Origin of the sequence: Dietzia sp. DQ11-44, assembly GCF_014145205.1 — a bacterium.
GTDB classification, from domain to species: domain Bacteria; phylum Actinomycetota; class Actinomycetes; order Mycobacteriales; family Mycobacteriaceae; genus Dietzia; species Dietzia natronolimnaea.
Map to the genome: position 1 here is coordinate 1 of NZ_JAALEC010000237.1, position 11,592 is coordinate 11,592.

The 11,592-nt window shown below is 69.7% G+C and carries 11 protein-coding genes; 9 read left to right on the top strand and 2 right to left on the bottom strand.

All coding sequences use genetic code 11. The annotated features are described in order from the left end of the window. The 7 genes from G6018_RS06850 to G6018_RS06880 all read left to right on the top strand — a co-directional run. Nucleotides 1–338 (top strand): helix-hairpin-helix domain-containing protein (locus G6018_RS06850; protein WP_241732009.1); only part of this gene is annotated, 338 nt, incomplete at its 5' end. Beyond that, nucleotides 338–1,453, top strand: a complete 1,116-nt coding sequence (gene ruvB / locus G6018_RS06855) for a Holliday junction branch migration DNA helicase RuvB (protein ID WP_206682188.1) — start codon at nt 338–340, stop codon at nt 1,451–1,453. The genes G6018_RS06850 and ruvB, both read left to right, overlap by 1 nt. Nucleotides 1,454–1,549: 96 nt before the next feature. After that, on the top strand, nt 1,550–1,855 hold the full coding sequence (gene yajC, locus G6018_RS06860) for a preprotein translocase subunit YajC (protein WP_179525376.1): 306 nt from the start codon (nt 1,550–1,552) through the stop codon (nt 1,853–1,855). A gap of 147 nt (nt 1,856–2,002) precedes the next feature. Further along, a complete protein-coding gene (gene secD / locus G6018_RS06865; RefSeq protein WP_179525375.1) occupies nt 2,003–3,664 on the top strand; it encodes a protein translocase subunit SecD in 1,662 nt (553 codons plus the stop codon). Continuing rightward, the gene (secF, locus tag G6018_RS06870) at nt 3,661–4,716 is read left to right on the top strand and encodes a protein translocase subunit SecF (RefSeq protein ID WP_182639228.1); all 1,056 of its coding nucleotides are present in this window, start codon (nt 3,661–3,663) and stop codon (nt 4,714–4,716) included. Before secD ends, secF begins: the two co-directional genes overlap by 4 nt. After that, on the top strand, nt 4,713–5,270 hold the full coding sequence (locus G6018_RS06875; protein WP_182639229.1) for an adenine phosphoribosyltransferase: 558 nt from the start codon (nt 4,713–4,715) through the stop codon (nt 5,268–5,270). The genes secF and G6018_RS06875 overlap by 4 nt, the downstream gene beginning before the upstream one ends. Nucleotides 5,271–5,315: 45 nt before the next feature. Then, nucleotides 5,316–7,679, top strand: a complete 2,364-nt coding sequence (locus tag G6018_RS06880) for a bifunctional (p)ppGpp synthetase/guanosine-3',5'-bis(diphosphate) 3'-pyrophosphohydrolase (protein WP_182639230.1) — start codon at nt 5,316–5,318, stop codon at nt 7,677–7,679. A gap of 24 nt (nt 7,680–7,703) precedes the next feature. On the opposite strand, the gene G6018_RS06885 is transcribed toward G6018_RS06880, so the two are convergent. Further along, nucleotides 7,704–8,633, bottom strand: coding sequence for a peptidylprolyl isomerase (locus G6018_RS06885; protein WP_182609388.1), 930 nt, complete (start codon nt 8,631–8,633; stop codon nt 7,704–7,706). 204 nt (nt 8,634–8,837) lie between these two features. On the opposite strand from G6018_RS06885, the gene G6018_RS06890 reads away from it, so the two are divergent. Both G6018_RS06890 and hisS read left to right on the top strand, forming a co-directional pair. Next, nucleotides 8,838–9,503, top strand: coding sequence for an MBL fold metallo-hydrolase (locus tag G6018_RS06890; protein WP_179525370.1), 666 nt, complete (start codon nt 8,838–8,840; stop codon nt 9,501–9,503). A gap of 48 nt (nt 9,504–9,551) precedes the next feature. Beyond that, on the top strand, nt 9,552–10,832 hold the full coding sequence (hisS, locus tag G6018_RS06895) for a histidine--tRNA ligase (RefSeq protein WP_179525369.1): 1,281 nt from the start codon (nt 9,552–9,554) through the stop codon (nt 10,830–10,832). 15 nt (nt 10,833–10,847) lie between these two features. Here the strand turns inward: hisS and G6018_RS06900 are convergent. Then, nucleotides 10,848–11,592 (bottom strand): neutral zinc metallopeptidase (locus G6018_RS06900; RefSeq protein WP_182639231.1); only part of this gene is annotated, 745 nt, incomplete at its 5' end.

Below are 11,592 nucleotides of genomic sequence, written 5' to 3' on the forward strand. Positions count from 1 at the left end.
TCCTGGCCACTCTCGAACCCGAGCAGCTGGTGAGAGCGCTGGGGACCGAGGACGTCAAGGCGCTCACGCGGGTTCCCGGGGTGGGCAAGCGCACCGCCGAGCGGATGGTGCTCGAACTCAAGGACAAGGTCGGCCCGGTGCACGACACCGTGGGCGGCGGCGGCGGTCCGGGGATGCCGGGTGGACCGGCGGCGACCGAGGTGGCCGGCGCACTCGAGGGACTGGGCTTCTCCGCCACGGAGGCGGAGAAGGCCGCGACCGCCGTCCTGTCGACCGCTCCGGACCTCGGCCCGGCGGAGGCCCTGCGGCTGGCGTTGCGTTCACTCGGTAGGCGCTGATGACGGGGCCGTACGGGCACGGGGACGAGGAGCCGTTCACGCCGGGGGCCGGTGACGGGGCGGAGGCCGAGTTGTCCGCGGCGTCGACCCCGTTCGACTCCGATGTCGAGGGCGCCCTGCGCCCGCGGAACCTGGGTGAGTTCATCGGGCAGGAGACTGTCCGCGAGCAGCTCGAGCTGGTGCTCACCGCGGCGACCCGTCGTGGTGTGGTCCCGGACCACCTGCTGTTCTCCGGGCCTCCGGGCCTGGGGAAGACCAGCCTCGCCATGATCGTGGCGGCCGAGCTCGGCGGGTCGCTCCGCATCACCTCCGGGCCCGCTCTCGAGCGGCCGGGGGATCTCGCCGCCATGCTCTCCAACCTCATCGAGGGTGACGTCCTGTTCATCGACGAGATCCACCGCATCGCGCGCCCGGCGGAGGAGATGCTGTACCTCGCGATGGAGGACTTCCGGATCGACATCATGGTGGGCAAGGGTCCGGGGGCCACCTCGATTCCCCTCGAGATCGCCCCGTTCACCCTGGTCGGGGCCACCACGCGGTCCGGAGCGCTCACCGGGCCGTTGCGGGATCGGTTCGGGTTCACCGCGCACATGGACTTCTACTCGGACGCGGACCTGGCGAGAATCGTGTCCCGGGCGGCCGAGATCCTCGAGATCCCCGTGGAGCCGGAGGCGGCGACGGAGATCGCCGGGCGGTCCCGCGGGACGCCCCGGATAGCCAACCGCCTGCTCCGTCGCGTGCGGGACTACGCGGAGGTCCGGGCGGACGGGCGGGTCACGGTCCCCGTCGCGCGCGCGGCACTCCGCGTCTACGAGGTCGACGAGTTGGGCCTGGACCGGCTCGACCGTGCGGTCCTGCGGGCGCTGCTGGTCCAGCACGAGGGCGGGCCCGTCGGTCTGAGCACGCTCGCGGTGGCCGTGGGGGAGGAGTCGAGCACCCTGGAGGAGGTCTGCGAACCGTTCCTCGTCCGTGCGGGGTTGCTCGCGCGCACCCCCCGGGGACGCGTGGCCACCGCGGCGGCATGGGAGCACCTGGGGCTGCGCCGCGCGAATCGCGACCCGGAGGAACCGATGCTCCCGGTCGAGACCGAGACGGGACCCGGCCCGCGCGGGTGACCACGGAGGTGGCATCCTCGAACGGGACCGGTCCGCCGCCCGGACCCGACACCTTCGGACCCCGACTCGACGGGTCCCGAACCGAGAGGACGCCGCATGGGACTGGAACTACTGCTGCCCGTCATGATCCTGGCGCTCATCGCGCTGATGTTCTTCCAGAGTTCCAAGCAGCGGAAGGCGATGAAGGACCTGCAGGAGATGCAGGCCTCCCTCGCGGTCGGCGATCAGGTGCTCACCACCTCGGGTCTGCACGCGACCGTGGTGTCGGTGGCCGAGGAGAGCCTGGTCCTGGAGATCGCCCCCGGCGTCCGGACGCAGTGGGACCGCAGGGTGATCCGCGAGAAGCTCGACCCCGGTACCTCCCCCGGGTCGGCCGCGGGGACGGACGGCGCTGGTTCCTGACGACCGCCTACCGGCGAGTAGTGTGATGGGGCCGTCCAGCCGGAGGCCTCTGCTGAAGACCGAGAGAGATCACCTGTGTCACCAGTCCGTTCTCGACGCGTAGATGCCCGCCCCAGGCCCTGGGCACTGCTGTCCGTCTTCTCCCTGGTGTTTTTCATCCTCTTCCTCGCCGCGTTCGCCGTGGCCGAGAGGGGCCTCACACCCAAGCTCGGTATCGACCTGCAGGGCGGCACGCGGGTCACCCTGATCCCCATCGGGCAGCCGGACGAGCAGGACCTCCGCCTGGCCCAGGACATCATCCGCGATCGCGTCGACGGGCTCGGCGTGGCCGGGACCTCGGTGGTCATCGAGGGGAGCAACATCGTCCTCACGGTGCCCGGCGAGGACTCGAGCCAGGCCCGTGACCTCGGGACCACCTCGCAGCTGACGATCCGCCCCGTCCTCGAGGTCCAGCCGGTCGCCGAGGGGGACGTCGAACCCGTCGACGCCGCGGTCGGTGACCGAGAGGCGGTCGCCCGGGCGGTGGAGGAGGCCCTCGAGGTCCGGCAGGGCGATCCGCAGGAACTCGCCCAACGCCTCCCGGAGTTCCGGTGCCCCGAGAGGGAGATCACCGCGGGCTTCGAGGACCAGGCCCAGGCGTTGATCGCGTGCGGCGAGGGAGCGAAGTACGTGCTCGGCCCGGTGCCGCTGCTCATCGGTGAGCCGGAGGACGGGGAGCGCCTCGACGGCCAACAGATCGTCAAGGACTCGGTGGGCTCCGGATTCAGCCAACAGGCCGGCCAGAACGAGGTCTCGTTCCGCTTCAACGCCGGCCCCGGCCAGCAGGGGAGCGCCACGTGGTCGCGACTGACCCAGGAGAACCTGCAGCGTCAGATCGCCATCCTCCTCGACGGTGAGGTCATCAGCGCCCCGGTGGTCCAGGGCGTGACACCGGTCGGATCGGCCACCTCGATCACCGGCAGTTTCACGATGGACGAGGCGGCCGCGCTCGCCGCGAACCTCCGGTTCGGTGCGCTGCCGATCTCCTTCGAGGACCCGAACGTCGACAACGTGCCCGCCTCGCTGGGTCTGGCCTCCCTCGAGGCCGGACTGCTCGCCGGCGCGATCGGTTTCCTGCTTGTGCTGCTGTACACGGTCGTGTACTACCGGCTGCTCGGCGTGATCGCGTTCCTCTCCCTCGCCATCTCCTTCCTGATCACCTACGTGATGCTCGTGTTCCTCGGGTACACGGTGGACTACAGCCTCGACCTGGCCGGTGTGGCGGGCCTGATCATCGGTATCGGTATGACCGCGGACTCCTACGTCGTCTTCTTCGAGAGGATCAAGGACGAACTCCGCGACGGACACCGGTTCAGATCCTCGGTACCCAGGGCGTGGAAAAGCGCCAGTCGCACCATCATCACCGGCAACGTGGTGAGCCTGATCGGCGCCGTGGTGCTGTACCTCCTGGCCACCGGTGAGGTCCGCGGATTCGCCTTCACCCTGGCGCTGAGCACCGTCATGGACGTCCTCGTGGCCTTCACCGTGCTGTGGCCGCTCGTCTACCTGGCCTCCACGAAGCCGTTGTTCACCAAACCATGGGCCAACGGCCTCGGCCGGATGGAGGCCCTGCGGGTCGACTCCGCCGAGCGGCGCCGCCTCGAGCAGGACGCCGAGAAGGCCGGAGCCGATTCGGGTTCCGGTGGCACCCGGGGTGTGTCGGCGACCGTGCGCGGTCCGGACGGACCGCCCTCGGACCCGGGACCGGCGACCCCGGGCGTGACGATGATCCTGCCGCGCCGCGACGACTCCGAGGAGGAGGGCCGATGAGCGCCCCGGGAACGACCGACACCACCGACACCACCGGACCCGACCAGCCGGAGAGTCTGTTCAACCGCCTCTACACCGGCACCGGCGCCTTCCCCATCGTCCAGAAGCGCCGCCTGTACTTCCTCCTCACCGGCGTCATCGTCGCGATCTGCCTGGCGAGCATCATCTTCCGGGGGTTCACCTTCGGGATCGACTTCACCGGCGGCACCAAGTTGACGATGCCGGCGGGGGATGCGGACACCGGCCGGGTGGCCGTCGTCGTCGAGGAGACGATCGGTCAGGAACCCCAGACGGTCCAGGTCGTCGGCGCCGGGAACGCGCGCATCGTCGAGGTGGAGACCGGGTTCCTCACCAGTGACGAGATCTACGCGACCAAGCTCGCACTCCTCGAGGAGTTCCAGCCCGTCGCGGCGAGCGGCGAGGTCTCGATCGAGGCGATCGGCGATTCGGCACGCAGCGAGAGCTGGGGCGGGCAGGTCACCGAGAAGGCGATCATCGCCCTCGTGGTGTTCATCGTGATCGTGTTCGGGTACATGGCGCTGCGCTTCGAGTGGCGCATGTCGGTCGCCGGCGTGGTCGCGCTCTTCTTCGACGTCATCACCACGGCGGGGATCTATTCGCTCCTGGGATTCGAGGTCTCTCCCGCCACGGTCATCGGCCTGCTCACCATCCTCGGGTTCTCCCTCTACGACACGGTCATCGTGTTCGACAAGGTGGAGGAGAACACCCGCGGGGCCAAACACTCGTCGAGCAGCACCTATGCGGAAGAGGCCAACCTGGCCGTCAACCAGACACTCATGCGATCGATCCACACCACCATCATCGGCATCCTGCCGCTGTTGGCCCTGCTCGTCGTCGCGGTCTGGATCCTCGGGGTGGGCACCCTGCTGGACCTGGCGATCGTCCAGGTGGTCGGGATCATCACTGGGACGTTCTCGTCGATCTTCCTCGCGACACCGCTGCTGGTGCTCCTCAAGGAACACGACCCTGACACCAAGCGCCAGACCGCCAAGGTCCTGGCCCGCCGGGAGAAGGTCGGGACTACCGCATGACGGACCCCACGGCCACAGAGGTGTCGCCGGCGATCATCGCCGCCGTCGAGAGACTGATGCGCAGGGTGGAGGACTTCCCGGCGGCCGGGGTGCAGTTCTGCGACCTCACACCGGTTCTGGCCGACCCCGACGGTTTCGACGCGGTGGTGGCGGGGCTCGTCGCGAGCCACGAGATCGGCTCGGTGGACTACGTGGCGGGGCTGGATGCCCGCGGCTTCCTGCTGGCCGGTGCGGTCGCGGTGCAGCTGCACACCGGGGTGCTGGCCATCCGCAAGGCGGGCAAGCTCCCGCCGCCCGTGCACTCACGCTCGTACGAACTCGAGTACGGGGCGGCGACGTTGGAACTCCCCGCCGACGGTCTCGACCTCCGCGGGAAGCGGGTGCTCGTGGTGGACGACGTCCTGGCCACGGGGGGCACCCTCGGGGCGGCCGTCGGTCTCCTCGATGACTGCGGCGCCGTGGTGGCGGGGCTGTCCGTGGTGCTCGAGGTCCCCGGTCTCGGGGGTAGGGATAGACTGGCCGGCACACCGCTGACCTGCCTCACGGTCGCGTGACCACCGCCCGTCGTTGACGGATCGGACCCGGAGGGAGGAGCCGGCATGACCAATCGCCAGGATCCCGCCGCGAACGTCGGCGCCGGCCCGCAGCCCGTGCCCGCGGAGCAGCCCCAACCCAACACGCAGCCCCTGCCCGTGATCCCGGGTGCGCGGCCCTCCGCCGGCAGACGCGTCCGGGCCAGGTGGGCGCGACGCCTCACCTCCGGGTTGACGGTGACGTCCACGCCCGCCGTTCTCGAGCCCCTCGTCCGTGTACACCGGATCCACCACGCCAAGGCCGACGTGGCGCTGCTGGCACGCGCCTATGCACTCGCCGAACGCCAACACCAGGGTGTGTTCCGCAAGTCGGGCGACCCCTACATCACCCATCCGCTGGCGGTCGCGACCATCTGCGCCGAGATGGGCATGGACACCACCACTCTCGTGGCGGCGCTGCTGCACGACACCGTGGAGGACACCGACTACTCCCTCGAGTCCCTCGCCTCGGATTTCGGGGACGAGGTCGCCCATCTGGTCAACGGGGTCACCAAGCTGGACAAGGTCGACTTCGGCGAGGCGGCCGAGGCGGAGACGATCCGCAAGATGATCATCGCGATGGCGCATGACCCGCGGGTCCTGGTGATCAAGGTCGCCGACCGCCTGCACAACATGCGGACCATGCGCTTCCTCCCTCCGGAGAAGCAGGTCAAGAAGGCTCGCGAGACGCTCGAGGTGATCGCGCCGTTGGCCCACCGCCTCGGCATGGCCACCGTGAAGTGGGAGCTCGAGGACCTCGCCTTCGCGACCCTGGAACCCAAGAAGTACCAGGAAATCGTGCGACTGGTCGCCGACCGGGCGCCCAGTCGGGACGTGTACCTGGGCACGGTGATCAACCGGGTCAGGGCCGAGCTGGAGAACGCCCACATCCAGGCCCGGGTCGAGGGCCGCCCCAAGCACTACTGGTCGATCTACCAGAAGATGATCGTCCGGGGACGCGAGTTCGACGAGATCCACGACCTGGTGGGCATCCGCGTGCTGTGCGAGGACGTGCGGGACTGTTACGCCGCGATCGGCGTGGTGCACTCCACGTGGAAGCCCATGCCGGGGAGGTTCAAGGACTACATCGCGCAGCCGAGGTTCGGCGTCTACCGCTCGCTCCACACCACCGTGATCGGGCCCGATGGCAAGCCGTTGGAGATCCAGATCCGGACCCACGAGATGCACCGCAACGCCGAGTACGGGATCGCGGCGCACTGGCGGTACAAGGAGACCCGCGGCAAGCACCACGGAGACCCCGCCGAGGTGGACGAGATGGCGTGGATGCGCCAACTGCTGAGCTGGCAGCGTGAAGCCGCCGACCCGGGCGAGTTCCTCGACTCCCTGCGGTTCGAGATGACCAGCAAGGAGATCTTCGTCTTCACGCCGAAGGGCGACGTGATCAACCTGCCCGTCGGCGCGACCCCCGTGGACTTCGCCTACGCCGTCCACACGGAGGTCGGCCACCGGTGCATCGGCGCGCGCGTCAACGGCAAGCTCGTGGCGCTCGAGAAGCCGCTGGAGAACGGCGAGGTCGTCGAGGTCTTCACCTCCAAGGACCCCAACGCGGGCCCCAGCCTGGACTGGCAGAAGTTCGTCGTGTCCGGCAGGGCCAAGAGTTCGATCCGCCAGTGGTTCGCCAAGGAGCGGCGCGAGGAGGCTCTCGAACGCGGAAAGGACCTCATCACCCGGGAGGTACGGCGCGGGGGGGTACCCGTCCACCGGGTCTTCTCCAACGAGTCACTCGCCGGTGTCGCACGGGAGCTGGGGTTCGCCGACGTCACCGCGCTCTACACGGCGATCGGGGAGAACCACGTCTCCGCCAAGCAGATCGTGGGTCGGCTCGTCGCCGCCCACGGGGGGGCCGACGAGGTCACCGAGGAGCTGGCGGACCGCTCGCGGGACAAGAACATCACCTCGAACCGGCCCGCGCCGGCGGGTCCCGGGATCCTCGTGGGCGGGGTCAAGGACGTGCACGCCAAACTCGCCCGCTGCTGCATGCCGGTGCCCGGCGACGAGGTCCTCGGGTTCATCACCCGCGGCGGCACGGTGAGCGTCCACCGCACCGACTGCACCAACGCCTCCGACCTGCACCGCGAGCCCGAGCGCCTGGTCAAGGTCGAATGGGCACCCCAGCCGGGTGCGGTGTTCCTGGTGGCGATCCAGGTGGAGGCGCTCGACAGACACCGGCTCCTGTCGGACGTGACCAAGGTGCTGGCGGACGAGAAGGTCAACATCCTGTCCGCGTCCGTCCAGACGGCGGGGGACGATCGGGTGGCGATCTCGCGGTTCACCTTCGAGATGGCCGACCCCAAACACCTCGGACACGTCCTGCAGACGGTCCGAGGTGTCGAGGGGGTCTTCGACGTCAACCGGATGACGTCGAACTGAGCCGGATGTCCCGGCCCCCGGGCCTCACCTCTCGGGGAGCCCCGACTGGGCGTCGACGACCACGGTCTCGATCGTGACGGGGCGCCGCGGGACCTGGTTGTCCCGGTCGGTCGGGTCATCGCTCCTCACACCGGTCTCGGCGATGTCGTCGAGGACCTCGAGGCCCGAGTCCCCGACCGTTCCCATGACGGTGTACTCCGGCGGGAGTGCGGAGTCCTCGTACACCAGGAAGAACTGGCTCCCGGCGCTGTCGGGGGCCTGCGACTTGGCCATGGCGACGGTGCCACGGGGGTAGATGGCGGCGCCCGAACCGTCGTCGGCGAGCTCGAGGGTATCCGCGGCGGGCGGCTCGTCGACCACGGAGTAGCCGGGACCGGACAGGCCGGTCCCCGTGGGGTCACCGCACTGGAGGACCGACAGACCGGGCTCCTCCTCCGAGACGGTCAGGCGGTGGCACTCGGTGTCGTCGAAGTACCGCTGCTCGGCCAGGTGGACGAAGCTGGCGACATTGCAGGGGGCGCCGGACCGATCGAGCGTGATCGGGATCTCACCGCGGTCGGTGGTGATGGTGATCTCCGCCAGGCCCTGCCTGGCCTGGTCGCCCGACGGCGGCTCGGCGTCACGCTTGGTGTCGTTGACGGTCTCGACCTGCGCGTTGAACTCCTCGACCTCCGCCACCACCTCGGCGCCCTGATCCTCGAACTCCGCGGGGTCGAGCGGCTCGGGGGTCTCGGTGTCGGTGGGGTACTCGCAGGTCAGCCAGTTGGCGGCGTACTCCTCCGCGCGCTTGCGGTCGTAGTTGATCCATGCGACCACCCCGACGATCCCCAGCAGGACCGCGACGACGACCGACGCCGCGACGATCTTGAGTTGCTTCTCACGGCGGGCCTGCGCCTCCATCTGCTCGCGCAGGCGTTGACGCGCCTCTGCTCGGCGTTCCTGGTTGGTGGACACTGACCCTCCTGGGTACCTGGACTAGGCTGGAACAGTCGGCTGACGCCGCGGTGGGGACTCACAGAGCAGACCACAGCGCTCCAGCCCAGGGGTCTTGTCTACCAGGTCGGGCCGAGACGGCTGAACACCACTCCGGTGTACCGCCCAGTCGGACCGGCAGTTCGCGACGGACGTCGTGGGCGATCGAGAAAAGGAGTACGGGACGTGCAGATCATCGGGTTCCCAGCCGGGATGTTCCAGACCAACTGCTACATCGTGTCCGACGCCGCGGGGGACTGCGTGATCGTCGACCCGGGCCAGGACGCCGAGGACCAGGTGCGCAGGCAGGTCTCCGAGGCGGGCTTGAAGCCCCGGGCGGTACTGCTGACCCACGGCCACCTGGACCACATCTGGAACGCCCAGCAGGTCGCGGACCACTACGGCGTGCCGGCGTACATCCACCCGGAGGACCGTGTCATGCTCTCGGATCCGGGTCAGGGGCTGTCGCTCGACCTGTCCGCGATGCTCAAGGACATCGCCTTCACGGAGCCGGCGGAGGTCATCGAGGTCTTCGACGGTGACACGCTGCGCTTCGGGGCGATGACCTTCGACGTGGACCACGTGCCCGGACACAGCCCGGGGTCGGTGTCCTTCCGGATCGTCGTCGACACCGAGGAGGGCCGGCGAACGGTCGTGCTCGGGGGCGATGTGCTGTTCCAGGACGGGGTCGGCCGTACCGACCTGCCCGCGGGCGACACCGATGTGCTCATGCAGTCGATCGCCAAGAAGTTCCTCACGCTGGACGACGACGCGGTGGTGCTCCCCGGGCACGGACCCTCGACCACCGTCGGCCGGGAACGGCGGTCCAACCCGTTCCTGCGTGACCTCTAGAACCCCCTCCCCGAACCACCCACCGAGAGACGCAAGGACCCACCACACGTGACCGGCACCCAGAAGAAAACCGCGCTCAAGGCACCGAAGGGGGTGCCCGACTACGTCCCCCCGACCTCCGCCGCGTTCGTCGCGGTCCGGGATGCGATCACCACCGCCGCCCGGCGGGCGGGCTACGGGCACATCGAGCTGCCGATCTTCGAGGACACGGCGTTGTTCGCCCGTGGGGTGGGGGAGTCCACCGACGTCGTCTCCAAGGAGATGTACTCGTTCGAAGACCGTGGCGGACGGAGCGTCACCCTCCGGCCCGAGGGGACCGCCGGCGTGATGCGTTCGGTCATCGAGAACGGCCTGGACCGCGGTCAGCTGCCCGTCAAGCTCTGCTACGCCGGCCCGTTCTTCCGCTACGAGCGTCCCCAGGCCGGCCGGTACCGGCAGTTGCAGCAGGTCGGAATCGAGGCGATCGGGATCGACGACCCCGCCCTCGACGCCGAGGTGATCGCGGTGGCGGACGAGGCCTTCCGGTCCCTCGGGTTGACCGGGTTCCGGCTGGAGCTCACCTCGCTCGGGGACGACTCATGCCGGCCCGCCTACCGGGAACGGCTGCAGGCGTTCCTCGCCGGGTTGGACCTCGACGAGGCCACGCGGGAACGCGCACGGGTCAACCCGCTGCGCGTCCTCGACGACAAGCGCCCGGAGGTCCGCGCGCAGCTCTCGGGCGCCCCGCTGATGATCGACCACCTGTCCGAGGAGAGCGCCGCGCACTTCGCCGAAGTCAGGTCACACCTCGACGCCCTCGGCGTGGCCTACGAGGTCAATCCCCGGATGGTCCGAGGCCTGGACTACTACACCAAGACCACGTTCGAGTTCGTCCACGACGGCCTCGGCGCCCAGTCCGGGATCGGCGGCGGTGGTCGTTACGACGGACTGATGGAGCAACTCGGGGGCCAGGCTCTGTCCGGAATCGGGTTCGGTATCGGCGTCGACCGCACGATGCTCGCGCTGCAGGCGGAGGGGATCGACCACGCCTCCGGCGGCCGGGTGGACGTGTACGGCGTCGCTCTCGGCGCGCCGGCCAGGGCCGCGCTGGTGCCCGTGCTGGCCGAGTTCCGTCGCGCCGGTCTGCGCGCGGACATGGCCTACGGCGACCGCGGTATGAAGGGCGCGTTCAAGGCCGCCGACCGGTCGGGGGCCGCCGTCACCCTCGTCGTGGGCGAGAACGAGCTGGCGTCGGGCACCGTCGTGGTCAAGACGATGTCCACTGGTGAGCAGACCCCGGTCCCGCTGGACTCGGTCGTGCCCCACGTCACCGGTCTCGTCACTCCCTGATCCGCCCCCGCGGGATCACACCCGCGCGCCGAAGGTGTCGCAGGCCTCCACGGACCCCTGGTCGTACCCGGTCAGGAACCACTGGCGCCGCATCTCCGACGAGCCGTGGGTCCACGAGTCGGGGTCGACCCGGGCGCCGCCGGACCGCTGGATGTGGTCGTCCCCGATCGCCTCGGCGGTCTGGATGATCGCGTCGACGTCGCGCGGGGTCAGGCTCTCCAGCAGTGGCTCCCCGCCGTCGGGACCGGGGGTCGAGGTGGCGTAGTGGGCCCACAGCCCGGCGTAGCAGTCGGCCTGGAGCTCGACCCGGACCGCGCCCGAGGACGCGCCCTGCGGATCCTGCTGGGATCGGCGGATGTCACCGAGCATCGTCTGCAGATGGTGCCCGAACTCGTGCGCGACGACGTACATCTGGGCCGCGCCGGCGGGTGAGCCCCCGAGCCGACCGACCAGGACCTCGTCGAAGAAGGCCGGGTCGATGTAGACGTCCTGGTCCGCCGGGCAGTAGAACGGCCCGACGTCGGAGGAGGCCGCGCCGCAGGCGGTGTCGACGTCGCCGGTAAAGATGGTGGTGTGTGGCTGGACCCACCGCATCCCGACCTGGTCGGGGAGTTGGGTGCCCCAGACGTCCTCGAGGCTCTCCGTGGTGGCGACGATCCGGCAGACCGTATCCGTGTTGGCCTGCCGGAGGTCGCACTGGTCGATGTGGGTCTGGAACCGCTGCGCCGATTCGGACTGCCGGCCGCCGGTGTCGCCGCTC

What these genes read in the sequence shown, in the direction of transcription:
- ruvB (WP_206682188.1), top strand. Translation starts at nt 338, where the DNA reads ATGACGGGGCCGTACGGGCACGGGGACGAGGAGCCGTTCACGCCGGGG.
- yajC (WP_179525376.1), top strand. Translation starts at nt 1,550, where the DNA reads ATGGGACTGGAACTACTGCTGCCCGTCATGATCCTGGCGCTCATCGCG.
- secF (WP_182639228.1), top strand. Translation starts at nt 3,661, where the DNA reads ATGAGCGCCCCGGGAACGACCGACACCACCGACACCACCGGACCCGAC.
- G6018_RS06875 (WP_182639229.1), top strand. Translation starts at nt 4,713, where the DNA reads ATGACGGACCCCACGGCCACAGAGGTGTCGCCGGCGATCATCGCCGCC.
- G6018_RS06880 (WP_182639230.1), top strand. Translation starts at nt 5,316, where the DNA reads ATGACCAATCGCCAGGATCCCGCCGCGAACGTCGGCGCCGGCCCGCAG.